This is a genomic window from Legionella sp. 39-23, from assembly GCF_001897665.1.
GTDB lineage: Bacteria > Pseudomonadota > Gammaproteobacteria > Legionellales > Legionellaceae > Legionella > Legionella steelei.
This window is the reverse complement of record NZ_MKTO01000025.1, coordinates 25,028-50,797: the sequence shown is the minus strand read 5'-3', so window position 1 is coordinate 50,797 and position 25,770 is coordinate 25,028. Positions and strand designations below refer to the sequence as shown.

The following is a 25,770-nucleotide window of genomic DNA, read 5'->3' as shown; positions in this document are numbered from 1 at the left end:
GGGTTTCACTTCGATTCACCCAGTCTACAAGTCACAAACAAAAGTAATGAATGCTAAAGAAACAATTTAATTTATGATTTTATGATGTTTGGGTGGATGTATCATGACAACAGCGGAATTCTTAGAAAAATTTAAAAAAACATATAAGGAATGGGGCAAAGTTAGAGAGGCGCATTATTCAAAGTTAATCAAGTTTATTGACGAAACTAATCCAAATAGTCCAATGATTTATAATTGTATCAATAATGATTGGATTAATTATAAAAATCTCATTAGTGTGCTTGGTGAAACTCTAAGTAAACAATTTAATGTAAATGAGCTTTCTCAAGAAGCAAAAAAGTTTTTATCTGATTTTTATAAAGAATTGGAACGTTCTTTTTATCTAGAGAGAATTCAATTAATACAGCATATATGCAAGAGAGGAGAGGAAAAAAGGGATCCTCTTCCTATTCCAACTATGGCAGAACAAATCGATACGGGAGAAATTCTTCCAGATAATCCAGCACTTTATCAAGTCAGATGGTAGTGTTAGTGGCTGATTGCTGCAGCCTGGAGCAATATCCATGAACAGGCCTGGCTGCAAACAGCCAGGCTACACGAGTTATACCATCTCTTCTAATTCAGGTTCTTTTTCTTTTGCTGTGAGTGCGGCTAAAAGATCATTTGTTAACTCACGAAGCTCACCTGATAATAGAGTAAGTGCTGCATCGCGTTGTTGATATTCTTCATCAAGTTGCTTAATTTCACTAAAATCATCGAGCAGAAAGTCGAGGCTTTTGAGTTTTTTAAAGCTAAAATCATGGGTTAATGTTAATTGGATTCTTTCTTTCCAGATTAAAGAAATTTCAGCAGTCCCCATACCTTGCGATAATAATGTTAAAATTTCTTCTGCTGGTAGTTCATATCCCTTGCAATGTACTCGTTTCTTTTCATCATCAAGAGAAACAAGTATGCAATCAGACGCTAATTGAAATTGGCTGGGTAGCGTGCCAGGAGAGTGTATCCATTCTGCAAAACGCACTGCCAGATTTTCTGTATGGGTAATTGGTTCTATTGAGATTCCTGCTACTGATTTACGTAAAAGAGAGGTGAGCTGCGTTGCTTGATTATTACTGGACGCATTAACTATGATTCTTTTACCGACGCTATCAAGAATGGCAAACATTTTTTTCTGAATACAAAATGACTTAGGTAACAATTCAAATTCGATGTCTTCAGCCATTTGTGCTTTCTCTGCGCGCTTTACAGGGCGACCTTGTTGCGTTTCAAGCATTTGCACTTTTTCAGCCAACATTTTGTTGATCACACCGCGTGGCAGTAAACGCTCTTCTTTGCCCATACAAATCAATGAGCTTCCGGCAACTTCTTGTACCATTTCATCTGCAAAAGCGGGAAGCCAGCCATAAATAAAACGAGCATGTGGAGGACAAGGTTTTAGGCTATTTTCAGCTAAAGAAGCTGTTAAATCACAAGCCTCATCCAGTTCATATTGATAAATTAATGCATTGTTAAACCACATAAAAAACTCCTGAGATTACATAATATAATAAGTACCAATTGCCATGGTTCTATTGTATGGCAATTTATAAAAGTCGATATTTAAATTGGCAGAATAATTACGTATTAAAAATGCAAATAACTTTTCTTGCCAATAGAATGTTAATGATTTTTTTGATTTTGATGCGGTAATATTGGGAATTTCCACCATATATGTAGCGCGATCAACATTTAACTTGAAGGGGAACAGATTTTTGTTTGAGGCTCGCTCCAGAGCTCTGGGTATCGAAATAGTTTCCATGAAGCCATAATGTAAAGTGAGGTTAAATATCTTTTCATGCAGGCAGGTGATTTCATAACGTTGACTGTAATGAACATACGGGATGTTGTCTACAACATAATTAACGATAATGACGCGCTCTGGAACTGCGCGACTTAACTTGAGGAAGTGGAGAAAGCTTCCGCCACTTTTATCATAAACATCGGTAATAAAAATTGCTGTCAAATCAGTCAGCTGATTCAAGCTTTTGTACTCTAATTGTCTGATAATTTTAGAAATGTCATCTTTATTCATGTAGTAATGATCGCGCAAGTATTCCAAACCAAATTTCCAGGTATACATTATCATTGCAATCAGTAAAGCGAAGGTGACTGGGACCCAACCACCAGTCAAAAATTTATGTAAATTTGAGCCCAAAAACGCAAAGTCTATAGTAAGGAATAATCCGAATATCATCGTGACTTTAAATTTCGACCACTTCCAAATCGATAAAGCAGCGTAGGCAACCATTGCATCAATCAGGAGCATGTATGCATTTACAGCAATTCCATAGGCATGTGCCAAATTATCTGATGTTTTAAAAGCAACACAGAAAGTGATTGTCCCAATAAACAAAATAAAGTTAATTTGCGGTACATAAATTTGTCCAGAGAACTCTTTGGATGTTTGTACTATGGGTATACGAGGACATAGACCTAATAAAACAGCTTGCTTTGTTAAAGAAAATGTAGCTGAAATAACTGCTTGTGACGCGATTACCGTTGCAATAGTGGCAAGAATAATTAATGGAATATAAAACCATTGTGGGGCAATCATATAAAATGGATTGCCAATCGCTTGTGGGTGTAAAAGTAAGTTGGCGCCTTGGCCAAAATAATTGAGCACCAAGCAGGGAAGAACAACCGCAAACCAACTGGCGCGAATAGGATTTTTTCCAAAGTGTCCTATATCGGCATAAAGTGCCTCTCCACCTGTAACAACAAGAAAAATGCCTCCCAATAATAAATATCCTTTAAATCCGGTTTCTTGGATCAATGCAAACGCATAGTATGGATTGATTGCTGTTAGCACTATTGGTGCTTTAGCTATTTGTATGATTCCGAGTACAGCAATGGTTATAAACCAGATGAGTATAAATGGGCCAAATAGATTGCCTATGCTTCCTGTTCCTCTTGCCTGCAGCATAAAAAGAAAGACTAGAATCACTCCTGCAATGGGGAGAATGTAGGGTGTAAATGAATCAGAAAGTGTGCTAAGGCCTTCGACGGCACTGATTACTGATATGGCAGGCGTAAGCATGCCATCGCCTAAGAGTAAGCCTGCTCCAAAAATTGAAACAATATAAAATAATGGGACAAAGCGAGTACTTTTAAGCTTCATTAGCGCCAAAAGGGCAAGAATTCCTCCTTCTCCATCATTATCTGCCCGAAAAATCATGATTAAGTATTTGAATGAAATAATAATAATCAAACACCAGAAGATCAGTGAGAGCACTCCCATTATGGTAGTTTGGGAAATAGGAAGATTATCCAGAGTGACTTTTAAGGCATACAATGGACTGGTACCTATATCACCAAACACAACTCCTAAAGCTCCTAAAGTGAGTCCATAAGAGAACTTTTGTGTATTTTCCATATCGTTTACCAAAATGTGTTAATTGTAAGATCATTGGTTATAAAAAGGGAGATAAAACATTTTTTTATAGTTTGTGGCATCACTGTCCCTAATTCTTATTTTTTCAGTCAAGTTGAGCGGGAACTGCTTTTGGGGCTTTATAAAATTATGAACTCTTGCAGGTCTATCGTTCTTTGTGTAGATTAGCCGATTTTTGTTCTTGGGGAAATAGAAAAATGAATGCTAAGGTTATTTTGCTTAAGGCGAAACAAAACACTGTATTACGTGGTCATCCGTGGATATTCCCCAAAGCTATTGCAAAAACCCATGGGAAATTAGTAACAGGACATTTGGTTGATATTTACAATGCGGATGAAGAGCTGATTGGCGTTGGAGCTTATAATGAGCATTCTCTTTATAGAGTTAGAGTATTGGCGCTCGCAAATGAATCCATAGATATAAGCAATTTACATTTCTTGATTGCACATCGTTTAAAGCAGGCAAAACAGGTTAGGGAATGTTTGAATTTACCTAATGAAGAAACCACGGCTTATCGCTTGTTTAATAGTGAGGCAGATGGTCTGTCTGGATTAACGATTGATCGATTTAATCAGATTTGTGTTGTTGCTAGTTCTGCTTATTGGGTGGAGCTTAATCGAGAAGTAATTATGCATGCTTTGCAAAATTTATTTCCGACAGATCAAGTTGTTTGGATGCCCCAAAGTAAACCATTGAGTCAGGATGGATGGAAGCAAATCACTACACAAGAGAAGCAGTACGATACTAAAGTTTTTGAAGCTGGGGTTATTTATGAAGTTGAATTTGCTCAAGCACAAAAAACAGGACTGTTTCTTGATCAACGAGAGAATCATCAGCGTATTGCTCAATTATCCAAAGGAAAAAACGTATTAGATCTATATTGTTATAGTGGTGGCTTTGCCTTGCATGCTGCGCGAGCAGGAGCTGCAAAAGTAACTGCTATCGATAGCTCTGCCCAAGCAATCGCGCAAGCAAAGAAAAATGCTGCATTAAATGATGTGAACCAGATTGAGTTTATCGAAGCAGATGCCCGTGAGTATTTAACAAAAGCAGGAGATTATGATTTAGTCATTCTGGATCCTCCTAAATTGGTTCCATCAAAACAACATGTTGAACGGGCTAAAAACTATTATCGATTTCTGCATCGCGAAGTATTTAAGTATATGAAGGCAGGTTCCTTGTTAATGACGTGTAATTGCTCCTCAGCATTGTCATCTCAGGAGTTTTGCTCTTTGGTCAGTGCACAAGCTGGAGCGGTAGGGAAGCAAGCTCGCATTCTCGGTGTTTATGGCCCAGCAAGTTGTCATCCTACGTTAACTTCTTTTCCTGAAGGAAATTATCTGACTGCAGTTTTGCTGGCAGTTGTGTAGGCCCCTTAATGCTCTAGGTATCTACGTTTGCTCAGTTAACATTAGAATAAGCTAGTAGGTCGGGCCTTGGCCCGACAGAATAAATGCTCATGTTTTGCTGGGAACCCACCGTAATTTTGTAGGGAATTGAACCGGACAGATAATACCATTAATTAAGATTGATATAAAAAATTGTGGTTAATATTTAATCTATAATGAGTATATAAAGGATAAGCGGGTTATTTGTCTTATAATTATTTAGGGTTCAGGATCGAGATTATTATGGGATTAAAATCGAAAAAAATAAAAACCTCTCAAGAGTTAGAACAGAAAAGAATTGATGCACTAGTCTCATTAAAGATTATGGACACAGTCCCTGAAGAAAGTTATGAACGATTGGTTCGTCTTGCAATTGATTTATTTCATATCCCAATTTGTTTTATCTCATTTCTTAATGAAGAAAGACAATGGTTTAAAGCGCGACAAGGATTAAAATTAAAACAAATACCACGACGTCTTTCTTTTTGTAATGTAACAATACAAAAACATGAGCCATTAATTATTCACGATTTGCTTCTTGATGAACGTTTTGCCAATAATCCTTTCGTACAACAGGATCCTTTTATTCGGTTTTATGCAGGCGTTCCTTTGACTGATCCCCAAGGCTATAATGTCGGCACTTTTTGCCTGGCTGATACCTCTCCAAACGAACTCGACTCAAAACAGTTGGAGCTTCTATTAAATTTAGTCAATATAGCCAAGGATCAATTAACCCTGCGTAAGATGAATCTTTTATTGCAAAAAATAAAAAGCCAACTTGAAGTACGTAATAAGTTAATTCGTAAGGTATTTAGTTTTTATATGTCTGATAAAGTAGTCAATACACTTCTTGAATCCCCTAACCAAAAATTAGGCGGGTATGAAAATAAAATAACAATTATGTTTTGCGACTTAAGAAATTTTACTCCTTTATCTGAATCCATTCCTGGTGAAACTCTTGTTTCTCTTTTAAATACATATTTCGGTAAAATGGTTCCTATTATAGAAAAATATCAAGGAATTGTTGATGCATTTATTGGTGATGCAATTATGGCTATTTTTGGTGCGCCCTATTCTTCAGGGGATGACTCACTCCGTGCAGTAGCCTGTGCTTTAGAAATGCAACGGATGTTAAAGAAACTGAATCAATCCAATAGTAAGATTAATTTACCGCATATAGAGATGGGGATAGGAGTTAATACGGGAATTGCTGTGGTTGGAAATGTAGGTTCTAAGAAACGAATGCAGTATAGTGCGATAGGAGCATCTGTCAATTTATCCTCTCGAATTCAAGATCTAAGTCTTGGAGGACAGATATTGATCTCTGAATCCACCTACATGGAAGTTGCAAAGGATATAGAGATTAATGGACATCTTCGGGTAAAAGTTAAGGGAATTCATTCGCCAATTGCCATTTATGATGTGGCACGATTACGGTATAGGAATTTTTAAACCACCTATTTCCCGTTTTTCAAAAGTATCGCGCTTAAAATGGCCCTTCTTCTTTTAGATCTAAAATTGCTGTAACCAGCTCATCCAGCATGTGTAGATACAAGCCCGGTTGCAAGCAACCAGGCTACAAAGGCTAGGTATGGGTGCTTCGATCGCGGTCGCGCAAACACTGCAACACATCGTAAAAACTTAATTCACATGCTTTCAATAAAACAAATAAGTGGAAAATTAAGTCGGCACATTCATTAACCAATTCTTCACGGTTATTACTCACTGCAGCAATTACGGTTTCTACTGCTTCTTCACCTACTTTTTGTGCGCAGCGAGAGAGTCCAGATTCAAATAATTGTACTGTATAACTGTGTTCATTTTTTGAGTCTGCTCGCTCATTGATCAGCTCAATGAGCTCATGTATAAATCCTAAATTCGTATTATGCTCTGGTTGAAAGCAACTCGTATAACCTAAATGACAGGCTGGTCCTTTAGGTAAAACCTGAATTAAAAGGCTATCACTGTCACAATCAACACTAATATGTTGTACGGACATGCTATTACCTGAACTTTCTCCTTTACGCCATAGACGTTTTCGGCTTCGGCTGTACAGATTTAATTGGCCAGTGGTGAGTGTCGCTATCAATGCCTCTTGGTTCATATAACCTAACATTAATACACTGCCATTTTCTGCATTTTGGACAATGGCTGGTAATAAGCCATTCATTTTTTTCCAATCTAAAGAATTAATTTCCATATGAATCATAATCGTACCTCAATTTTTTGTTTTTTTAGTGCTAATTTTATATCGTTTATTGTTAAAATTTTGTCATGAAAAATACTGGCAGCTAAAGCTCCATCTACACGAGACTCAATGAATACTTTAGTAAAGTCATCCAGTACTCCGGCACCTCCTGATGCAATTAATGGAACCTGGCATAAAGACCGCATCAGTTTTAATTGATTTAAATCATATCCTTTGCGTATACCATCTGCTTGCATACAATTTAATACAATTTCTCCGGCTCCTCGGTCTTGTACTTCCTTTATCCATTCTTTTGTTTTGCGATTGGAATTAAGTGTTTTTTTCTCATCTCCAGTGTATTGGTAGACATAATAATCATCATCTATCCATTGACTATCAATGCCTATTACAACACATTGGCTTCCAAAATTCCGACTTAACTCATTGATTAATTCAGGATTTTCTAATGCTGGGCTATTTATGGATATTTTATCAGCTCCAGAATTTAATATCGATTTTGCCTGATTAAGTGAGCGAATTCCACCTGCTACAGTAAAAGGAATATTAATTGTTCCTGCTACCTGATTTACCCAATCAGAGCAAACTGAGCGTTGCTCCGAGCTCGCAGTAATGTCATAAAAGACAAGCTCATCGGCACCTGCTGCAGAATATTCGGCCGCAAGCTCAAGAATATTTCCCACAACGCGATGATTGCGAAATTTGACTCCCTTGACTACTTGATTATCGCGTACATCAAGACATGGAATAATTCGTTTGGTCAACATAATTTTGTACTCACATTAATAATCCGTGATCCCTTCGCTGCACCTGGGAAGATGGCAAAATATCCTCGGGCTTCGCTTCGCTACACCCAGGCTACAACTGTTACATCTGCAGTAACATTGATTTTAGGTCTAAGTGTCCTTGGTATAGGGTTAATCCCAAAATAGCCGCACTTACACCTAATGTATTCAATTGATTTATATCATCTGTATTGCGGATGCCTCCTGAAGCTTGCCATGCAATTTGTGGAAAGCGTTCTATCGCCTCTTTATAAAGTTCAAAATTGGGTCCTTGCATCATTCCATCGCAAGCAATGTCAGTACAGAGTATTTGCTTAATTCCTAATTGTTGGTAATAAGAAACAACATCCCATAAACTCCTATCAGTTGTTGTTTGCCAGCCATGAATGGCGGGGATGGGGGTTCTCTCTTGCATGCGCACATCTAAAGCCAAAATAATGTGTTGCGGATTGATTACGTTAATAATCTGTGCAGTGAGTTCGGGATTGCTAATGGCAATACTGCCTATAACCAGATTCGATATTCCGGATGAAAAACATAGCATTGCTTGTTCTAAAGAGCGAACTCCACCGCCAGCTTGTACAGGAATTCCTGTGTTTTGCATGGCACAGATTAAAGGTAATTGTTGCATTGTTCCTGTTTGTGCACCGTCCAAATCAACGATATGTAAACGCTTCGCTCCTAATTGCGCGAAGTAGGCAGCGCGTTCTATGGGTAGTGTATCGAACTGAGTGACTTGGTCAAATTGTCCTTGGCGTAAACGCACACAACGACCTGCTTGAATGTCGATTGCAGGGATAAGGATCATACAGCCTCCATAGTCTAATTGTTACAAAAATTTTTTAGTAAGGTCATTCCAACTTCCGCCGATTTTTCCGGATGAAATTGCATACCCCAAATATTATTTTTTTGAATAATGGCCGTGAATGGTTCACTGTATTCACAATAAGCCAAAGCATACTGACTCTCCCCAAGGGCGTAACTATGAACAAAATAAACATAGTCTTGTTCAGCTAATCCTTGTTTTAAAAATGTCTCAGTGCGCCATTGCAATTGGTTCCAACCCATGTGAGGAACTGTATAACCATCTTGCTGGTGCAACCGTTGTATTTTTCCTGGAAGCATTCCTAGGCAACGAACATCATATTCTTCACTGCTTTCGAACAATAATTGCATGCCAAGACAAATACCAAGCAGTGGTTGTTCCAGCGAGGTTATCACATCGACCAAATCATATTGGCGCAAAGCATTCATGCCATAAGCTGCAGTACCCACTCCGGGGAGTATCACATGGCTTGCTTTACTTATTTCTTTTGCGTCGTGTGTTAACTGATAGTTCAACCCTAATCTCGTTAAGGCATTACCCAAAGAGGTTAGGTTGGTTCCACTGACATCAATAACAGCAATCATAATATCCCCTTGGTTGATGGCAGGACCTTATTTGTTTTCATGCAAGCTTGACCTAGTGCTCTTCCCAATGATTTGAAACATGCCTCAATCATGTGGTGGTGATTTTGGCCTTTCACTTCAACATGAATCGTTGCAGCAAGGGCAGTCGCTAATGAGTTAAAGAAATGAGGGACCATCTCAGTTGCCATACCGCCAACAAATTCTCGAGTAAATTGACCTTGAAAATCACAAAAACTTCTGCCACTAATATCGATAGCTATAGACGCTAAAGCTTCATCCATAGGTAAAGTAAAGCCATAACGGTTAATGCCCCATTTATCACCAAGTGCTTTTTTTAGACCCTCACCTAAAGCAATGGCTGTATCTTCTATTAAATGGTGATCATCAACTTCGACATCGCCTCTGGCATATAGTTCGAGGTTAAAACCACCATGTTTGGCGACTTGCTCGAGCATATGATTAAAAAATGGCAATGGGGTATCGATTGCGCTGCTTTGATCTGTATCCAATGTCAGGCTTAACTTAATTTCAGTTTCTTTGGTCTTTCTGTGTATCACCGCAGTACGTTTGTGATTAAGAATAGTTTGGGTAATTTGATTCCATCCATGCTCTTTAGATACGGGTAAGAATTGGATGCCCAGATTGTCAGCCAATTGCCGGTCTGTGTCCCTGTCACCAATAACCCAGGAATATGACTTATCAATTGTTCTTTCTTTTAGGAACTGATCAACCAATCCTGTTTTAGGTTTTCTACAGGAACAGTTGTCTTCAGGCATGTGTGGGCAAATAAAAATTTCATCAAAGAATATCCCCTGTGAAGAAAAAAGATCCAGAGTAAACTCATGACAAATCATAAAATCATCTTCAGGAAAAGCAGGGGTACCCACACCATTTTGGTTGCTTACCATAACAAAACGAAACCCTTCATTTTGTAATTGCAGTAATGCAGGAATAACTGCTGTAGTAAGTTTAATTTTATCCAACGAGTCTACTTGAAAATCAAAAGGTTCTTCAATTAAGGTGCCATCACGGTCAATAAATAATATTTTTTGCATTTTAATATCCTAAATCATTATTTTGAAAAGAAGAGAGCGCATCCAGCAAAAGCTGATTTTGTGAATCATCACCTACAGTGATTCGTATATGATCATGCAACAATGAATTAGGCGGAAAACTTTTGAGTAGCATGCCTTGCTTGGTAAGCAAAGAGAGTAATCTCGTCGCATATTTTGTTTTAACAAGAATAAAGTTTGTTTCTGTTGGATAGACTTTCTCAATTACCGAGCTGAGTTGCAATTCGACCATTAATTTTTCTCGAGACTCTTTAATCCTCTTCATTGCGTGTAGAAACCACTCGGATTGCTTCAGTGCACGTAGGGCTAAATCAATCACGACACTGGAAAGAGGGAAGGGAGGCATAATTTTATTAAAAGCTTGGATTATCTGTTTTTGAGCCAAGATAATTCCCAAGCGCAGGTTAGCAAGACCATAGGCTTTTGACAGAGTACGTAAAACAATTAAATTATCGAACTCAGAAATGAAACGACTTGTACTTTGTGCCTGAGTAAACTCGATATAGGCTTCATCAACAACGATGATGGAACGATTTTTATATTCATGGCACAGTTGAGCGATAAAGTTCAGATCGATTAAGTTGGCAGTTGGATTATTCGGATTGCACAGAAAAATAAGCTTACAATTTTTTTGCCACTTACTTCGAATGTCTTCTACTGAGATTTGAAACTGACGATTAGGGTCTAAAGGACACTCAATCAGCTGGGCATCTTGTAATGATGCATAAAAAGAATACATGGAAAAGGTCGGTGGAAATTGCATACATGCGTCTTGACCTGCACTTAAAAATAAACGGGTGATTAAGTCAATACCATCATCAGAGCCTCGCGTGAGTACCATTTGATTGGCCTCAACTTGATAGCGATTCGCCAATTGTTCTTGCAACTGGTCCGTTAGACTTTTTTCTGGATAAAAATTTAAGTCAATATCTGTGCATAATGCAGACCAAGGAAGTTCATTGGCGTGTAATCTGTGTTTGATTGATGAACTACCTAGCACATAGGATTCGTTTTTTAATAATTCAGAGCGTATTAAGTTAAGTGCTGACATTTAAACCTCCAGTGCGTCTAGTCTAATTTGCACCGCTTGTGCATGAGCATCCAATCCTTCTATCTGTGCCAGAGTCATTGCGGAAGCCCCTATGGTTCTAATGCCTTCTTTGTTAATCGATTGCACATTAAAACAGGTTAAAAAATCGAGTGTACTGAGTCCATTATGATTTCTGGCAAAACCATGGGTTGGCAGTACATGATTCGATCCGGTTACATAATCCCCCAGCGTTTCGGCGGCCCAAGCTCCAAGAAATATGGTTCCAACGGAATTGATTTCGTCGACCCATGATTCAGCATTTTCTCGATTGATAATTAAATGTTCCGGAGCATAGGAATTAACTATGTTTAATTGCACAGTTTTTTCAGTACATACAATAATCATACTGTTTGCCAATGATTGTTTGATTATTTGTGTTCTTGCTAATGTATTAAATTGAATGTGTAGTTGTTGATTTACTTGCTCTGCAAATTGAAGCGTGTCACAAATCAAAATGACTTGAGAATCGGTGCCGTGTTCTGCTTGCGCGAGCAAATCAGCAGCTACAAATGCAGGATTCGCTTGATTATCTGCAATGATCATGACCTCGGAAGGGCCTGCAGGCATATCTATAGCCGCACCGCATGGATCTGAGGCAACTAATGTTTTGGCTTCTGTAACATAACTGTTGCCTGGGCCAAAAATTTTATCTACCTTTGCAACTGTTTCTGTGCCATAAGCCATAGCAGCGATTGCTTGTGCACCTCCAAGCGAATAAATGGTGTCTATGCCACATAATCGTGCTGCTACAAGCAGATGCTCATTGATTGAACCTAATGCATCAGGTGGTGTACATAATATTTTTATAGGACATCCTGCCACGAGTGCAGGTACAGCTTGCATTAATAATGAAGAAACTAACGGGGTTTTGTTACCACCTGGTATATACAACCCCACTCGTTGAATTGGTCTATAAGTAGTGAGAATATTGACGCCTTTAGTAGTACAAATGTTTTTATTTTCAGGTAAAAGAGCCTGGTGATAGAGCGTGATCGTTTTGATGGCCTCAGTGATGGCCGTAAGTGATTTTTTACTAATACTGGCATTCTCAATTTTTCGTTGGGGAATTTGCAGGCTTTCCAAACGAGCACCATCAAACTGCTCTGTTAGGGCAAATAATGCATGATCTCCAAATGCTCGCACCTGTTTAATAATCTCTTGCACTTTACTTTTTGATGATGTTTGCAAAGGGCGAGTAAGGCATTGTTTTTTTTCAGATTGAGATAGGGATTGCCAATTTTTAATCGATAACATCATATTACTCCAACATCTTTTCTATAGGTAAAACCAATATAGAACTGGCTCCAAGGGTTTGAATGGTTTCTAAAGTGTTCCAAAATACACGTTCACTGGATACAACATGCACCGCCACTTTATTTATATTTCCTGGTAAAGGCAGAATGGTTGGTGACTCAGCACCAGGTAGCTTTTCAGCAATTGCTTCTAAGGCTGATTTAGGGGCATGAAAAACAATGTATTTTCTTTCTTGTGCTTGTTGTACCGATTGAATTCTTCGAGAAAGCATGTCAAATAAATCTTGAAATATAGCGGGGGCTTTTTGATCACTTTGGATCAATACTGCTTGGCTTGAGAGTACGGTATCGACTTCATAGAGCTTATTGTCTTCCAAGGTTTGACCACTTGAAACCAGATCACAAATGGCATCGGCCATGCCCATTCGTGGGGCAACTTCAATTGAACCTGATAATACAAGACTTTCTGCACATATTTTTTTATCACGCAAATATTGATTCAGTAAATTAGGATAACTGGTTGCAATGCGTTTTCCATCTAGGCTGCCTGGGCCACGATAATCGGTGGATTCAGGAACTGCTATGGATAGGCGACAAGTACAAGTACCTAATGCTGCTGAAATTTTGTATGATTTTCTTGGATTGGCAAGAGATGCTTCTAATAAGACGTTTTCACCAACAATTCCACCATCACATAAACCATCGAATACCAAAGTAGGTATGTCATCATCACGTACAAAAAGTAGATCAATAGGGAAGTTATCAACATGAGTGAGTAGGCTATTTGGTTTAATGCGAAATTTTAAACCGCATCGTTGTAAAAGACTTAATGATTCTTCAGATAGACGCCCCTTTTTCTGTAAGGCTAAACGTAAGCGATCTTTCACGGTAACTCCAATCGTTTCGCGATTAATTCATAACCGCCTGTACCAAAACTCAAACAGCGTGCCACACGGGTTATTGTGGTTACACTGACCCCCGTTTGTTCATGAATGGTGCGATAGGGGATGCCTTGTCGCAATAAAGGAACAACTTGCCAACGATCTGCCATGGCCTCCAACTCTGCCGGAGTGCATAGATCAGTAAAAAATTGTAATGCCTCTTCTTTGTTTTCAAGCATGCTAATGGCATGCATTAAATCAGGGAGTGCAGAATGTTTTATTGTCGTATGTGTTTTCATGTTAATGTATTAGCGTGATAGAACATTAACTCAATAATACTGTTTGTTTTAAATACTGTCAATAAAAGGATGAGAGCAACATTTATAGTGTTGAAAAAAATATGGTTGTAGCCTGAGCGCAGTGGAACCCGGGGTTTCTTAACATGAGTGATTTTTGAACCCGGGTTTCGCTATGCTATACCCAGGCTAGGAAGGGAAATATTGTTGGAGGAGTTATTAAATTTTATATATTAGCACCCATAAACAGCTTGATATGCTTCAAGCTGTTTGACTTGCTCGTTTTGATTGGTACTTTTTAAATAGTCAATTAAATCGAATAAGGTAATAATTGAGTAAACGGCAATACCTTGAGCTTTAATTTCAGTCAATGTTGATTCTTTAGATAATCCACGTTCGCAGCGATCAAGTGCAATAATAACTCCAGTTAATTGCCCGCCATTTTCTTTAATTAAAGTCTGTGATTCTCTAAAAGCAGTTCCTGCAGTGATGACATCATCAACAATGATGGTTTTCCCAGTTAATGGGGCACCAATTAATTGACCTCCTTCACCATGATCTTTTACTTCTTTACGATTAAACGTAACCGTAGTTTCTTGACCTAATTCGGCTAAAGCCACAGCTGTAGCAGTGGCAAGCGGTAAACCTTTATAGGCTGGACCAAATAAATGTTCAAACTGAGCTTGCTCATTCATTAAGGTTTTTGCATAAAAATGCCCCAATTGTTGTAACGCGCTGCCTTGATAAAATAACCCTGCATTAAAAAAATAAGGGCTGATTCGGCCAGACTTTAAAGTAAACTCACCAAATTTTAATACTTGGCAATCAAGTGCTAATTTTATAAAAGCTGATTTCATCTGATTCATTGTGTATTTCCAGTAGAAAAAAAAGTGTAAATATCATGATTTTTTTTTCAAAAAATCCTTAACAATCAATAAAAAACTGCTATGCTAATCTATATGTAGGAATTATTTCTTACATAAGTAAATGTTTATTATAACTCAGTGTTTTAATCATGAATATTTTTTACACTGAAAATAAACATCTGTAATAGTTGGATAGTAAAAGCTTAAGACAAAGGGGATAGCTAATGTCGCAAAGAGAAACGGGCCATGTGAAATGGTTCAATGAGAAAAAAGGATTTGGATTTATCATTAATGAAAATGGTGATGATATTTTTGTTCATTATAAAGATATCCAAGGTGTTGGATTTAAAACCCTTCATGAAAATGATCCAGTTTCTTTTGTGCTTGATAAAGGACCAAAAGGACTAAAAGCACAAGACGTTACAATTATTACTGAATAAGTAAAGTAACGAGTCAAACATTCTCAGCTATCGCTGCGTGTTAAGTTTAACCTGGGCTAAAGATTTATCTGCAACCCGGGTTTGCTTCTCATGCAATCGAAATTTTGGTTATAGCTGCAATCTGAGAATTATTTTTCTGGCACAGTGTTATTGCTAAGCCTGAATTTATAATCATAAGGATGTGGTGCTAATCAGTAGGTTTTTTCGTCTAAAAATTCATCCCAAAAGAACTGAATAAAAACTCTTGAATTCTCTAAAAATGTCTTCATATATACCTTTCGTGTGATTTAATCATTGCTTTAAGAGGTGTGTATATGAAAAGTGTACCTATGTATCAAGTGGATGCATTTGCTTCGGCTCTTTTTGAAGGTAATCCAGCAGCAGTTTGTCCTTTAGATAACTGGCTCACTGAAAAAGAAATGCAACAAATTGCTTTAGAAAACAATTTATCTGAAACTGCCTTTTTTGTTCCTGAAGGTAATGGATTTTATATAAGATGGTTCACACCGAATGAAGAGGTTGCATTATGTGGTCATGCAACGCTTGCTAGTGCATATGTTATTTTTGAACACTTAGGGTTTAAGGATGACGAAATAAAATTTAATTCCAAAAGCGGTATGCTTATTGTACGCAGGCATGGAAGTGGATTAATGATGGACTTTCCAGAGTTACCTTATCATCCAATTGAATTTTCAGCGGAGCTGCAACAATTAAATTTAAAAAAACCTCACAAAGTCTTTAAAAGTCAATTTGATTTAATGTTTGTTTATGAGAATGAACGCGATGTGCAAGAAGCTGAACCAGATTTGGATGCGGTAGCTTGCTTGGATTATCGAGGTTTAATCTTAACTGCCCCAGGTAAAAATACGGATGTTTATTCGCGATGTTTTTATCCCGGATGTAATGTCCCTGAAGATCCTGTGACTGGCTCTGCACATTGCGTTATTGCACCTTATTGGTGTGGACAATTGAATAAATCACATATCAAAGCGATGCAAGGTGGTAAACGTCAGGGGCAATTGCAGTGTGAAGTAAAAGAAGGACGTGTTTTTCTTTATGGAACGAGCCATCTTTATTTACAAGGTACAATTTATTTGCCATGAAAACTATAGAGACCAAGAGGCTCTTGTTAAGAGCATGGAGCGATGAGGATATCGCTCCATTTTTTTCTATGAATCAAGACTCTCAGGTAATGGAGTTTATCCCTAATCTATGGACTATGGATATGGTTACATCATTTATAGAACGAATGAATACTCAACTTGCTGCGGAAAATTATACTTTATGGGCTGTAGAAGAAAAAAACTCACAGCAATTCATGGGTTTTATTGGTTTAAACCGTCCTGTTTGGGAGGCACATTTCACACCTTGTGTGGAAATCGGTTGGCGTTTGGCATTTTCTTTTTGGGGCAGGGGATATGCAACTGAGGGAGCACAAGCGGTTTTGAATTACGCTTTTGACACTTTAAAATTAAAAGAAATAGTTGCATTTACAGTACCTGATAATTTACGTTCCCAACGTGTTATGGAAAAAATTGGTATGATTCGAGATATACAGGGGGATTTTCTTCATCCTAAAATTGATCCTGTCAATTCTTTGGCGAAACATTATTTATTTAGAATAAACAAACAATCGAGATGAATCATTTCCATGATTTAAAAGCATTATTTATTAAGTCAATTTATTTAATGACTTTATATTGGGTTCTATTTATCATGAGTGGTGTTTGGAATATTCATGTTAGAAAAGGAGATCTATGACTATCTATATGTTTCCTGGGCAAGGCTCTCAGGCAAAAGGAATGGGAATTGAGTTATTTTCACATTTTCCAGATCAAATAAAACAAGCTGATGAGGTTCTAGGATATTCCATTAAAGAATTATGCTTAGACGATTCAAAACAGCAATTGAGCAATACAGAGTACACTCAACCTGCATTATATGTTATTGAAGCCCTTTCTTTTCTAGCCAGAGCTGCGGAAGAACCCACACCACAATACCTTATAGGACATAGTCTCGGAGAATACGCTGCTTTATTTGCTGCAGGGGTTTTCGATTTTGTTACGGGGTTAAAACTGGTGCAAAAGCGTGGTGAGTTGATGGCACAAGCCAGTGGTGGTGGAATGCTCGCCGTAATTAATTTGACTGAAGAGCGAATTAAATTTTTATTGAAAGCCAATGGCTTAGATTCCGTAGATTTTGCCAATTTTAACTCACCGAAACAAATTGTTCTTTCAGGACTTGCTACAGATATTGCTAAGGCTAATGAGCTACTTGCCAGTGAAGCGTTGATGTGTGTGCCTTTAAAAGTCAGTGGGGCTTTTCATTCACGTTATATGCAATCAGCAGCTGATGAGTTCGCAAAATTTATTACTCCATTTCAGTTTTCACCACTTCAATCAAAAGTAATCGCTAATGTTACAGCCGAACTTTATAGTGACACTTTAATTAAAGATAATTTAGTGAAGCAAATTACTCATCCTGTTCGCTGGACTGAAACAATCCGTTATTTGAAAAATAAAGGGGAAACAGTGTTCATCGAAGTGGGACCAGGAAATGTACTGACTCGCTTGGTTGCGCAAATTTGATAAATATCCTCATCCGCTTTGGTGGGCACCTTCTCCCTAAACGGGAGAAGGCTTTTTTCACTAAATTAAAGAAATTTCTTTTTCCTAGCATGGGATAAGACACCTTTCACTTTGAAAGAAAAAGAGAAATTCTTTCTCCAAGTTATTACATCCAAAAGGAAAATATCATCTACACTTAAATAACGATTCAATTTACAAAGGATGTAATATGACGATTAGACTGAAACATGATCATGGAACGTTAGAGGCGATAGAGCTTTTTCAATTACAACACCATTTGGCGATTCCTCACCTTCAGAAGTACCTACAGTCAAAAGGCTCAAAACAATGCAAATCAATCAAAAAGATTAGTGTGGATCACTCTCACTTGAATGATAAAGATTATATTGCATTGCATGATATCTTAAAATTATCATCAAAAGTGAATGAGATTTCTTTTTATGCCAATCATATTGATACAGATTGCATTAGCTATTTGTTTGACTCTTTGTCCAGTGATGAGCTCAATACAATTAAGTTGATTGATAATTGGATTGGAGACAAAATTTCTCCTGATTTTTTCTCGTTTCTAAACAATAAAAAACTGGCTGTTTTGGATCTATCTTTAAATTGGTTACGAGATATTGGTATACAACGTTTATTAGATGCTCTAGATACAAATATGGAATTGAATGAGTTGGTATTAAGTTGTAATGATTTTGGTTTGGAAGGAATGAAAACATTACGTCACTTTGTGTCACAACATTCTTCATTAAATATTTTGGATATTTCATATAACAACTTGAATGAACGATGCGCTGAAGAAATCGCCGTGATGATTACCGAATCACCATCTTTGACACATTTGAATGTCAGAAGTAACAAAATTGGTGATGCAGGAGCTGAGCTTATTGCACAATCATTGAAATCAAATAATAATTTAAAATATGTTGATTTATCAGATAATAATATCTCAGCAACGGGCCTGTCCCAGCTTGTACGTGAAGCTGAGACTCATGATAATCTTGAAGACTTAATATTAAAACATAATCATCTACCTCCCTCGGCATTAAAAACAAGCCGTTCGAGCTTGCAAGTTGTTTATTGATACCATAGATGCAGAATTAAATAACCGTTCAGTGTAGTATTCACCTTTTGGTGGATATAATGAACGGTTATTGCTTAACCTATGGAGTTGATGCTGATGGGCGCTGGTGTTTTTTACCTTTTGAAAAAACGAATTTTTTTGCCTTTTTTTCTTACCCAATTTTTTGGCGCTTTTAACGATAATGCATTCAAATTAGCGATGCTCACTTTAATTAGCTACCACTTAACACATGACCAAGCCCAATCTGAGTTTTATCAAGCAATAGCAGGTGCTTTATTCATAACACCTTTTTTTCTTCTTTCAGCTACTGCCGGGCAACTGGCGGATAAATACGATAAAGCGTTAATGACGCGCGTGATTAAGGTATTAGAAGTATTTTTAATGATTATTGGTAGCTTTTCTCTGTATCTAGGCAACATTTTTCTAATGATGATGACATTGACTGGTCTAGGGGTTCACTCAACATTTTTTGGACCAATAAAATATGCCATTCTACCCGATCATTTACAAAAGAAAGATTTGTTAGGTGCTACGGGTTTAATTGATGCAAGTACATTTATTGCTATTTTATTAGGAACCACTATGGGCAGCTTGTCCATTGGTGCAAACAATCACAGGCCTTATATAGCAGTATTTTTAACTGTGATTATTGCCCTTGTTGGATTTACTTCAAGCCTGTTTATACCAAGGGCTCCTTCTGCATCTAAAGATATTAAGATTGACCTTCAGATTTGGCGTGTTACTTATAAAATGTTAAAACTGGTTACAGATCATTTCGGTATTTTATTATCTATTTTAATTTTATCTTGGTTTTGGTTGTTGGGGACAGTAATTCTGACCAAGCTGCCTGACTATACGAATTATGTTTTAGGCGCCAACAATACGGTTTTTGCACTATTTCTGGCATTGTTTTCAATTGGTATTGCATTCGGTTCTGTGACTGTGAATTTTATTTTTCAAGGACGGATTAATCTTCCAATGGTTCCTTGGGCCATGTTTGCTTTTACTTGCTTTTCAATGGATTTGTATTGGGCTACGCCAGAGGTAACAGAACAAGATACCTTATTTTCTTTAATTACTTTTTTCACTCGTTTTAACCATTGGCGCATTGCTTTTGATTTATTTATGTTGGCGTTTAGCTCTGGCCTATTTCTTGTTCCTTTATATACTTATTTACAGATTATGAGCCCACCTCATTCTAGAGCACAAGTTATTGCAGCCAATAATATTTATAATGCCTTATTTATGGTTGTAGGTACGTTTATGGTTATTGGCTTATTACACTTTAGTGCGGCAATTCCACAAATATTTTTAATTTTAAGTATATTAAATGCGATTGCAGCAATACTTGCTCGAATTTACTTAAAGAAAGTGGCCTTACCAGAAAAATAATGAGTCGTTAGTCTATTATAGCCTGGGTGCAGCGCAGCGGAACCCGGAAAATGAGGTATTATCGACCCTGGGTGCCGCTGCGCTGCACCCAGGCTACAATGTTAGACAATATCGATATCAACCCAATCACGTGCTGGCAGAAAATCAGTATAAAGTTTCGCCTCCGCGCTCTGTGCGTCAGGCTGCCAATTGTATGCCCAGGTGACTTCAGGGGGGAGGGACATTAAAATAGATTCAGTTCTGCCGTTTGATTGTAAGCCGAATAAGGTGCCACGATCATAGACGAGATTGAATTCTACATAGCGTCCTCTGCGGTAATTTTGAAAGGCTTTTTCTCTTTCTCCAAAGGGATGGGATTTACGACGGGACACTATTGGTGCATAAGCCTCTATAAAGTGATTGCCTATGCTTTGCATCAAAGCAAAACTATGATCAAAACTTATTTCATTATAATCGTCAAAAAATAAGCCACCAATTCCACGAGCTTCATTTCGATGTTTAATAAAAAAGTAATCATCACACCATCGTTTGAATTTAGGGTAAATCTCAAGGCCAAAAGGTTGACAGGCGTGTAGTGCAGTTTGATGCCAATGCGTACAATCTTCTTCAAATCCATAATAAGGTGTTAGATCAAATCCACCGCCAAACCACCAAACTGGGTCAGCCCCTTCTTTTTCTGCAAGGAAAAACCGGACATTTGCATGCGAGGTCGGTACATAGGGATTCTCTGGGTGAATGACTAAGGAAACACCAAGTGCAGTAAAATTTCTACCTGCTAATTCAGGGCGGTGTGCGCTGGCCGAAGCAGGAAGCAGGGCTCCAGATACATGAGAAAAATTGACACCTGCTTTTGCAAAAACAGAGCCTTGTGTCAAAACGCGTGTAATTCCGCCACCACCAGCAGGGCGCTCCCAAATATCTTCGATAAATTGAGCGTGGCCATCTAAATTTTCAAGTCTGGAGCAAATTGTATTTTGCAGTTGTACCAGATAGGTTTTTACTTGTTGTACCGCATTTTTAGGAAGGGTTTTGTTCTGTGTCATGGCTCAAGTTCCCCTGTTTGTAAGCTACTTATTTTCTCATTTATTTGAAATTGGCACAATGTTTGCTTTTCTAGTTGTACTTATTATGAAAGGGGCAAATATGGCGTTAGATCTTGATACATATTTCGGAATACATGCTAAAGCACTCGTTGCGCGTGATCACAGAGCGTCGCAGTTAGCAAATAATTTGGCCAATGCCAACACCCCCAATTATAAAGCCCAAGATATCGATTTTAATGAATTTTTAGCAGCCAGCATGGCTGGTGGTGCGCAAAAGATGGAGGTTACCTCTCCTAATCATATTAATACAAATGCTGATTTTTCAGCGAATTTGAAATATCGAGTGACGTCGCAAATGGCTTTAGATGGAAACACCGTGGATAAAGATTTAGAAACCACAGAATTTGCACATAACTCACTAAACTACCAGGCTAGTCTGAGTTTTCTTGATAATAAAATCAAGACCATGATGCTTGCGATGAAAGGAGAATAATCATGTCATTAAGCGCCATTTTTAATATTGCAGGTTCAGCATTAACTGCTGAAACAGCGCGTTTAACGAATAGCGCTGAGAATATGAGTAATGCTAATGTAGAGTCAGGTAATGCTAATGAGGTATATAAAGCAAAGTATCCTGTTTTTAAAGCAGTTCAGGAACACGCGAATCAATGGATGGGTGAGCAACTATCAGGAGGTGTTCAGCTTCAAGGTACTTATGAGACTACTTCAGATCCTATAAAGCGTTATGCACCTGATAATCCCTTAGCGGATAAACAAGGATTTGTTTATACACCGAATGTAAATTATGTTGAAGAAATGGCAAACGTAATTTCTGCATCAAGATCATATCAAATGGATGTTGAATTGCTTGGTACAACAAAACAACTCATGCAACGCACCTTACAGCTGGGTGAATAAAGGGAGAGAAGGGAATGACAACGAATCCGGTTAATGGAGCTAACACAGCTAATCTGCCGCAAAATCCAATCGATTCACCTGCAAAGAAAAGTTTGGGGCAACAGGATTTTCTACGCTTAATGGTGGCCCAAATTCAAAACCAGGATCCTATGCAACCCCAGGTGAATGGTGAGTTTTTATCTCAGTTGGCTCAGTTTAGTACCAATGATGGTGTTACTAAAATGCAAGAGTCATTGCAGCAGATGGCAACTTCTTTACAATCAAATCAGGCTTTGCAAGCTTCGGCCTTGGTTGGTCGTAAGGTTTTGGTGAATAGTAACTCTCTGCAATTAGGCACAGAGGGAGATACAAAGGCTGCCGTGGATATTCCACCAGGCCTCAGCAATTTGAATGCGTCTATTTATTCAGATTCTGGGGAACTTATAAAAACAATTCCTTTAGGTCAACCTGCCCCTGGATTTTTTCAATTCGGTTGGGATGGCACTGGGGGAGATAATAATCGAGTGAAAGAAGGTAAATATAAAGTTGAGGTTCATGCAGTTTATGGAGGAAAAGAGGTGTCTTTAAAAACAATGACCTCTGCAAACGTTGATAGTGTAAGTCTTGGTCAAAATGGCGAGGGCTTAAAATTAAATGTAGCGGGAGTTGGACCAATATCCTTGGATCAGGTAAGACAAATATCAGTTTAAGAGCAGGAGGCTAATATGATTTTTGACGCAGCGTTAAGTGGACTTCAAGCATCAACGAGTAATTTGGACGTTATAGGTAATAATATTGCTAACTCTTCTACAGTTGGCTTTAAAGGTTCTCGTGCAGAGTTTGGTGATATCTACGCCTTTGGTGGTTATGGTAGCTTCGGTGCGGGTAGTACATCTATTGGTGGCGGGGTGATGTTAACTTCGGTGCAGCAATCTTTCGCATCAGGAAATTTAGCCAATAGTACAAACAGTCTCGATCTGGCAGTGAATGGTTCAGGATTTTTTATTTTAAACAATCCAGGTGGTGGTGCAGTCTATACACGAGCTGGTGAGTTTACATTGAATAACCAAAATTATATTACCAATTCTAATGGACAATACCTTACTGGTTTGCTTTCCGACGGTAAAGGAAATATTACTGGTACTTCAGGAAACTTACAGATAAATACCGCGAATATTAGCCCACAAGCAAGTACCACGGTGACAACTGGAGTTAATTTAAATTCGCAAAGCACACCTCCTGCAGTTGACTGGACTGGCGGATCTGCACCACTTAGTAGCTCCTATAATAATCCAACCTCTTTGACTATTTATGATAGCTTAGGCAATTCTCATGTGTTGAGCATGTATTTTATTAAAGCGAATCCTGCTGCAACATCGGGACAACCTAATGCTTCAACACCTGCAGGTACAGATAATCAATGGTATGTGGCATTCCAAATCGATAATCAAAATGTTCCACCAAATGCGGGTTCTGATAACAGCTCGAATCTGTTTGAGATGAACTTTAATACTGATGGTACGTTTGTGAGCGTAGCTGGTCCTGGCGCTTCGCCACTAACGAATAATTTGATTCCATTATCACTGAACTTAAACAATGGTGCTGATCCTTTAAGTCTGAATATTGACTTAACAGACAGTACTCAGTTTGGGAGCCCATTTGCTGTTCAATCTACCTCATCAAATGGTTATACAACTGGAAGTTTGGCTAGCTTAAACATTGATGATAGCGGTCTTATTCTAGGTATATATACCAATGGTCAATCTATGGCTATGGGGCAAATTCAATTAGCAAATTTTGCTGATCCTTCAGGCCTACAAAACGTAGGAAATGTTTGCTGGGCTCAAACCTCAGCCTCAGGTCAGCCGTTAATCGGTGTTGGTACAACAGGCGGATTAGGCGCTATTAAATCAGGCATGTTGGAGCAGTCAAATGTGGATTTAACCAGTGAATTAGTTGATTTGATTAGTGCACAACGCGATTTCCAAGCGAATGCACAGTCAATTCGTGCTGGGGACGCAATCACACAAACAATTATTAATATGCGTTAGGAGGTAACTCATGGATCCTATCTTATATAATGCTGCAGGTGGTGGACGAATCGGTTTTAAACGCCAGGAAATAATCGCCAATAATTTGGCGAATGTGAATACTCCTGGTTTTAAATCCGATATGTATCAAGCACAAACTTTGTATGCAAATGTAGGGGGATCAGAGACTAAAGCAGCCTTTGCAATACAAAATCAGAATGCACTCGATTTGAGTCCTGGTGATATTATGACAACCGGGCGCAATTTAGATATCGCAATTGAGGGTAATGGCTGGTTTGCCGTGACTAATGGTCAAGGTAAAGAAGGGTATACAAAGGCTGGAAATTTACGCTTGGATGTCAATGGTATGTTAACAACTGCTTCTGGGCATCCTGTTTTGGGGAATGGTGGTCCAATTGCAATTCCACCTGCTCAGGAAATAAACATTGGTGCTGATGGGACGATTACGATTGTTCCTCTCGGCGGTGATCCCAAAACCGCGGCTGTATTAGATAGAATTAAGTTAGTGACGTTGGATAAAAATAATATTGTTAAAAGTTCAGAGGGCTTATACCAATTAAAAAATGGTGGCACGCCCACTGCTGCAGATGCCAGTGTTCAGGTGCGAAGTGGCGCTATTGAAGGGTCGAATGTTAATGCAATTGATCAGATGGTGGAAATGATCACGTCTGGACGTGAATACGATGCACACATGAAACTGATGTCGACTGTCGAAGATAATTTTCAAAAATTGGCACAAATATTGCACGAATAACCCCATTCTAGCATACATATAAGAATAATTGCGGAGGGATCTCCATGGAACCAGCATTATGGGTAAGCAAGTCAGGCTTGGAAGCCCAAGAAAAAAATATTTCTACAATTGCTAATAACTTAGCAAACGTCAACACAACTGGCTTTAAAAAAGATAGGGCAATATTCCAGGATTTACTCTATCAAAATACAAGTCAGGCTGGTGCTCAATCATCAGAGAACTCTTTAATTCCAACAGGAATCAATGCAGGTTCAGGTGTCCATTTAGCGGCTACTGAAAAAATATTTGAACAGGGAAGTACGCAAAATACGCGTAATCCTTATGACATAATGATACAAGGTCAAGGTTTTTTTACGATTTTGATGCCTGACGGCACTCAAGCGTATACTCGTGATGGTACTTTTACAACGGATAGTACAGGGCAGATCGTTGATATGAATGGCTATCCATTACAGCCTGCAATAAATATTCCTACTCAAACTTTAGGGGTAACGATTAGTAGTGAAGGGGTAGTGAGTGCTACAGTTGTTGGAAGTAATACTCCAACCGTACTTGGAACCATTCAATTAGCGAATTTTACTAACCCAACGGGACTTCAACCTATAGGGCAAAACCTTTTTATAGAAACTGCTTCAAGTGGTGCTGCAACATTAAATAATCCAGGAAATTCTGGTGTCGGAACTTTGTTACAAGGTTCTCTAGAAGCATCGAATGTGAATGTGGTTGAAGAGTTAGTCAATATGATTCAAGCTCAAAGAAGCTATGAGATTACTGCAAAAAGTATCCAGACTGTGGATAACATGCTGCAATATCTAAATCAAACCGTTTAATTAAGAAGAT

General features: G+C 38.2%; 28 protein-coding genes. 15 read left to right on the top strand and 13 right to left on the bottom strand.

All coding sequences use genetic code 11. The features are described from left to right. The first annotated feature begins 103 nt into the window (after positions 1-103). The gene (locus BGO44_RS10110) at positions 104-526 is read left to right on the top strand and encodes a hypothetical protein (RefSeq protein WP_273199598.1); all 423 of its coding nucleotides are present in this window, start codon (positions 104-106) and stop codon (positions 524-526) included. Positions 527-601: 75 nt separating this feature from the next. Here BGO44_RS10110 and BGO44_RS10105 read toward each other — a convergent pair whose 3' ends face one another. Continuing rightward, positions 602-1,519 (bottom strand): recombination-associated protein RdgC, encoded by a 918-nt coding sequence (locus BGO44_RS10105; RefSeq protein ID WP_058510062.1) that lies wholly within the window; start codon positions 1,517-1,519, stop codon positions 602-604. Positions 1,520-1,534: 15 nt separating this feature from the next. Next, positions 1,535-3,412 carry a potassium transporter Kup gene (locus tag BGO44_RS10100; protein ID WP_058510063.1) on the bottom strand — a complete coding sequence of 626 codons (1,878 nt, stop codon included), beginning with the start codon at positions 3,410-3,412 and terminating at the stop codon, positions 1,535-1,537. 215 nt (positions 3,413-3,627) lie between these two features. Between BGO44_RS10100 and BGO44_RS10095 the strand changes: the two genes are divergently transcribed. Beyond that, positions 3,628-4,800, top strand: coding sequence for a class I SAM-dependent rRNA methyltransferase (locus tag BGO44_RS10095; RefSeq protein WP_058510064.1), 1,173 nt, complete (start codon positions 3,628-3,630; stop codon positions 4,798-4,800). A 261-nt stretch (positions 4,801-5,061) separates the two neighbouring features. Beyond that, positions 5,062-6,270 carry an adenylate/guanylate cyclase domain-containing protein gene (locus tag BGO44_RS10090; RefSeq protein ID WP_273199594.1) on the top strand — a complete coding sequence of 403 codons (1,209 nt, stop codon included), beginning with the start codon at positions 5,062-5,064 and terminating at the stop codon, positions 6,268-6,270. Between the two features lie 133 nt (positions 6,271-6,403). On the opposite strand, the gene hisIE is transcribed toward BGO44_RS10090, so the two are convergent. From hisIE to pyrE, 10 genes are all read right to left on the bottom strand, one after another. Continuing rightward, entirely contained in the window at positions 6,404-7,027 is a 624-nt protein-coding gene (gene hisIE, locus BGO44_RS10085; protein ID WP_273199591.1) for a bifunctional phosphoribosyl-AMP cyclohydrolase/phosphoribosyl-ATP diphosphatase HisIE, read from the bottom strand. Next, entirely contained in the window at positions 7,024-7,791 is a 768-nt protein-coding gene (hisF, locus tag BGO44_RS10080) for an imidazole glycerol phosphate synthase subunit HisF (RefSeq protein ID WP_273199588.1), read from the bottom strand. The genes hisIE and hisF overlap by 4 nt, the downstream gene beginning before the upstream one ends. Positions 7,792-7,891: 100 nt before the next feature. Continuing rightward, positions 7,892-8,617, bottom strand: coding sequence for a 1-(5-phosphoribosyl)-5-[(5-phosphoribosylamino)methylideneamino]imidazole-4-carboxamide isomerase (locus BGO44_RS10075; protein ID WP_058510068.1), 726 nt, complete (start codon positions 8,615-8,617; stop codon positions 7,892-7,894). 14 nt (positions 8,618-8,631) lie between these two features. Continuing rightward, entirely contained in the window at positions 8,632-9,219 is a 588-nt protein-coding gene (hisH, locus tag BGO44_RS10070; protein WP_273199586.1) for an imidazole glycerol phosphate synthase subunit HisH, read from the bottom strand. Beyond that, positions 9,216-10,274: a bifunctional histidinol-phosphatase/imidazoleglycerol-phosphate dehydratase HisB gene (gene hisB, locus BGO44_RS10065; protein ID WP_058510070.1), complete on the bottom strand. Its 1,059-nt coding sequence runs from the start codon at positions 10,272-10,274 to the stop codon at positions 9,216-9,218. Before hisB ends, hisH begins: the two co-directional genes overlap by 4 nt. A 1-nt stretch (position 10,275) precedes the next feature. Further along, a complete protein-coding gene (gene hisC, locus BGO44_RS10060; RefSeq protein ID WP_273199581.1) occupies positions 10,276-11,343 on the bottom strand; it encodes a histidinol-phosphate transaminase in 1,068 nt (355 codons plus the stop codon). Beyond that, positions 11,344-12,636, bottom strand: coding sequence for a histidinol dehydrogenase (gene hisD / locus BGO44_RS10055; protein WP_058511656.1), 1,293 nt, complete (start codon positions 12,634-12,636; stop codon positions 11,344-11,346). A gap of 4 nt (positions 12,637-12,640) precedes the next feature. After that, complete coding sequence (gene hisG, locus BGO44_RS10050; RefSeq protein WP_058510072.1) at positions 12,641-13,522, bottom strand: ATP phosphoribosyltransferase; 882 nt, start codon at positions 13,520-13,522, stop codon at positions 12,641-12,643. Beyond that, positions 13,519-13,815, bottom strand: a complete 297-nt coding sequence (locus BGO44_RS10045) for a YerC/YecD family TrpR-related protein (protein ID WP_058510073.1) — start codon at positions 13,813-13,815, stop codon at positions 13,519-13,521. The genes hisG and BGO44_RS10045 overlap by 4 nt, the downstream gene beginning before the upstream one ends. Positions 13,816-14,045: 230 nt before the next feature. Beyond that, positions 14,046-14,678 carry an orotate phosphoribosyltransferase gene (gene pyrE, locus BGO44_RS10040; RefSeq protein WP_058510074.1) on the bottom strand — a complete coding sequence of 211 codons (633 nt, stop codon included), beginning with the start codon at positions 14,676-14,678 and terminating at the stop codon, positions 14,046-14,048. A 224-nt stretch (positions 14,679-14,902) separates the two neighbouring features. Between pyrE and BGO44_RS10035 the strand changes: the two genes are divergently transcribed. The 6 genes from BGO44_RS10035 (at position 14,903) to BGO44_RS10010 (ending at position 20,185) form a co-directional block, all read left to right on the top strand. After that, positions 14,903-15,118: a cold-shock protein gene (locus BGO44_RS10035; RefSeq protein ID WP_003631957.1), complete on the top strand. Its 216-nt coding sequence runs from the start codon at positions 14,903-14,905 to the stop codon at positions 15,116-15,118. 314 nt (positions 15,119-15,432) lie between these two features. Then, a complete protein-coding gene (locus tag BGO44_RS10030) occupies positions 15,433-16,221 on the top strand; it encodes a PhzF family phenazine biosynthesis protein (protein ID WP_273199558.1) in 789 nt (262 codons plus the stop codon). Then, entirely contained in the window at positions 16,218-16,760 is a 543-nt protein-coding gene (locus BGO44_RS10025) for a GNAT family N-acetyltransferase (RefSeq protein ID WP_286823132.1), read from the top strand. Before BGO44_RS10030 ends, BGO44_RS10025 begins: the two co-directional genes overlap by 4 nt. A 115-nt stretch (positions 16,761-16,875) precedes the next feature. After that, the gene (fabD, locus tag BGO44_RS10020; RefSeq protein WP_058510076.1) at positions 16,876-17,706 is read left to right on the top strand and encodes an ACP S-malonyltransferase; all 831 of its coding nucleotides are present in this window, start codon (positions 16,876-16,878) and stop codon (positions 17,704-17,706) included. Between the two features lie 208 nt (positions 17,707-17,914). Continuing rightward, complete coding sequence (locus tag BGO44_RS10015; RefSeq protein WP_273199554.1) at positions 17,915-18,793, top strand: leucine-rich repeat domain-containing protein; 879 nt, start codon at positions 17,915-17,917, stop codon at positions 18,791-18,793. Positions 18,794-18,889: 96 nt separating this feature from the next. Further along, positions 18,890-20,185, top strand: a complete 1,296-nt coding sequence (locus BGO44_RS10010) for an MFS transporter (RefSeq protein ID WP_273199552.1) — start codon at positions 18,890-18,892, stop codon at positions 20,183-20,185. Positions 20,186-20,286: 101 nt separating this feature from the next. Here BGO44_RS10010 and hemF read toward each other — a convergent pair whose 3' ends face one another. After that, entirely contained in the window at positions 20,287-21,228 is a 942-nt protein-coding gene (hemF, locus tag BGO44_RS10005) for an oxygen-dependent coproporphyrinogen oxidase (protein ID WP_273199549.1), read from the bottom strand. A 100-nt stretch (positions 21,229-21,328) separates the two neighbouring features. Here hemF and flgB point away from each other — a divergent pair, with 100 nt between their 5' ends. From flgB to flgG, 6 genes are read left to right on the top strand one after another with little or no spacing between them, the layout of a single operon-like run. Then, positions 21,329-21,721: a flagellar basal body rod protein FlgB gene (flgB, locus tag BGO44_RS10000; RefSeq protein ID WP_058511658.1), complete on the top strand. Its 393-nt coding sequence runs from the start codon at positions 21,329-21,331 to the stop codon at positions 21,719-21,721. Positions 21,722-21,723: 2 nt separating this feature from the next. Continuing rightward, positions 21,724-22,146 (top strand): flagellar basal body rod protein FlgC, encoded by a 423-nt coding sequence (flgC, locus tag BGO44_RS09995; protein WP_058510080.1) that lies wholly within the window; start codon positions 21,724-21,726, stop codon positions 22,144-22,146. Positions 22,147-22,160: 14 nt separating this feature from the next. Further along, positions 22,161-22,835: a flagellar hook assembly protein FlgD gene (locus BGO44_RS09990; protein WP_273199544.1), complete on the top strand. Its 675-nt coding sequence runs from the start codon at positions 22,161-22,163 to the stop codon at positions 22,833-22,835. Positions 22,836-22,850: 15 nt separating this feature from the next. Further along, a complete protein-coding gene (flgE, locus tag BGO44_RS09985) occupies positions 22,851-24,176 on the top strand; it encodes a flagellar hook protein FlgE (protein ID WP_273199541.1) in 1,326 nt (441 codons plus the stop codon). A gap of 10 nt (positions 24,177-24,186) precedes the next feature. Continuing rightward, positions 24,187-24,930: a flagellar basal-body rod protein FlgF gene (gene flgF, locus BGO44_RS09980; RefSeq protein WP_058510083.1), complete on the top strand. Its 744-nt coding sequence runs from the start codon at positions 24,187-24,189 to the stop codon at positions 24,928-24,930. A gap of 44 nt (positions 24,931-24,974) precedes the next feature. Beyond that, positions 24,975-25,760 carry a flagellar basal-body rod protein FlgG gene (flgG, locus tag BGO44_RS09975; RefSeq protein WP_058510084.1) on the top strand — a complete coding sequence of 262 codons (786 nt, stop codon included), beginning with the start codon at positions 24,975-24,977 and terminating at the stop codon, positions 25,758-25,760. The last annotated feature ends 10 nt before the right edge of the window (positions 25,761-25,770 follow it).

What these genes read in the sequence shown, in the direction of transcription:
- BGO44_RS10030 (WP_273199558.1), top strand. Translation starts at nt 15,433, where the DNA reads ATGAAAAGTGTACCTATGTATCAAGTGGATGCATTTGCTTCGGCTCTT.
- flgB (WP_058511658.1), top strand. Translation starts at nt 21,329, where the DNA reads ATGGCGTTAGATCTTGATACATATTTCGGAATACATGCTAAAGCACTC.
- BGO44_RS10095 (WP_058510064.1), top strand. Translation starts at nt 3,628, where the DNA reads ATGAATGCTAAGGTTATTTTGCTTAAGGCGAAACAAAACACTGTATTA.
- pyrE (WP_058510074.1), bottom strand. Translation starts at nt 14,678, where the DNA reads ATGAATCAGATGAAATCAGCTTTTATAAAATTAGCACTTGATTGCCAA.
- hisF (WP_273199588.1), bottom strand. Translation starts at nt 7,791, where the DNA reads ATGTTGACCAAACGAATTATTCCATGTCTTGATGTACGCGATAATCAA.
- hisC (WP_273199581.1), bottom strand. Translation starts at nt 11,343, where the DNA reads ATGTCAGCACTTAACTTAATACGCTCTGAATTATTAAAAAACGAATCC.
- hisH (WP_273199586.1), bottom strand. Translation starts at nt 9,219, where the DNA reads ATGATTGCTGTTATTGATGTCAGTGGAACCAACCTAACCTCTTTGGGT.
- hisIE (WP_273199591.1), bottom strand. Translation starts at nt 7,027, where the DNA reads ATGATTCATATGGAAATTAATTCTTTAGATTGGAAAAAAATGAATGGC.
- flgC (WP_058510080.1), top strand. Translation starts at nt 21,724, where the DNA reads ATGTCATTAAGCGCCATTTTTAATATTGCAGGTTCAGCATTAACTGCT.
- BGO44_RS10075 (WP_058510068.1), bottom strand. Translation starts at nt 8,617, where the DNA reads ATGATCCTTATCCCTGCAATCGACATTCAAGCAGGTCGTTGTGTGCGT.
- flgF (WP_058510083.1), top strand. Translation starts at nt 24,187, where the DNA reads ATGGATCCTATCTTATATAATGCTGCAGGTGGTGGACGAATCGGTTTT.
- BGO44_RS10025 (WP_286823132.1), top strand. Translation starts at nt 16,218, where the DNA reads ATGAAAACTATAGAGACCAAGAGGCTCTTGTTAAGAGCATGGAGCGAT.
- BGO44_RS10090 (WP_273199594.1), top strand. Translation starts at nt 5,062, where the DNA reads ATGGGATTAAAATCGAAAAAAATAAAAACCTCTCAAGAGTTAGAACAG.
- hisD (WP_058511656.1), bottom strand. Translation starts at nt 12,636, where the DNA reads ATGTTATCGATTAAAAATTGGCAATCCCTATCTCAATCTGAAAAAAAA.
- BGO44_RS10010 (WP_273199552.1), top strand. Translation starts at nt 18,890, where the DNA reads ATGGGCGCTGGTGTTTTTTACCTTTTGAAAAAACGAATTTTTTTGCCT.
- BGO44_RS09990 (WP_273199544.1), top strand. Translation starts at nt 22,161, where the DNA reads ATGACAACGAATCCGGTTAATGGAGCTAACACAGCTAATCTGCCGCAA.
- flgG (WP_058510084.1), top strand. Translation starts at nt 24,975, where the DNA reads ATGGAACCAGCATTATGGGTAAGCAAGTCAGGCTTGGAAGCCCAAGAA.
- BGO44_RS10100 (WP_058510063.1), bottom strand. Translation starts at nt 3,412, where the DNA reads ATGGAAAATACACAAAAGTTCTCTTATGGACTCACTTTAGGAGCTTTA.
- flgE (WP_273199541.1), top strand. Translation starts at nt 22,851, where the DNA reads ATGATTTTTGACGCAGCGTTAAGTGGACTTCAAGCATCAACGAGTAAT.
- BGO44_RS10045 (WP_058510073.1), bottom strand. Translation starts at nt 13,815, where the DNA reads ATGAAAACACATACGACAATAAAACATTCTGCACTCCCTGATTTAATG.
- BGO44_RS10015 (WP_273199554.1), top strand. Translation starts at nt 17,915, where the DNA reads ATGACGATTAGACTGAAACATGATCATGGAACGTTAGAGGCGATAGAG.
- BGO44_RS10105 (WP_058510062.1), bottom strand. Translation starts at nt 1,519, where the DNA reads ATGTGGTTTAACAATGCATTAATTTATCAATATGAACTGGATGAGGCT.
- hemF (WP_273199549.1), bottom strand. Translation starts at nt 21,228, where the DNA reads ATGACACAGAACAAAACCCTTCCTAAAAATGCGGTACAACAAGTAAAA.
- BGO44_RS10110 (WP_273199598.1), top strand. Translation starts at nt 104, where the DNA reads ATGACAACAGCGGAATTCTTAGAAAAATTTAAAAAAACATATAAGGAA.
- fabD (WP_058510076.1), top strand. Translation starts at nt 16,876, where the DNA reads ATGACTATCTATATGTTTCCTGGGCAAGGCTCTCAGGCAAAAGGAATG.
- hisB (WP_058510070.1), bottom strand. Translation starts at nt 10,274, where the DNA reads ATGCAAAAAATATTATTTATTGACCGTGATGGCACCTTAATTGAAGAA.
- BGO44_RS10035 (WP_003631957.1), top strand. Translation starts at nt 14,903, where the DNA reads ATGTCGCAAAGAGAAACGGGCCATGTGAAATGGTTCAATGAGAAAAAA.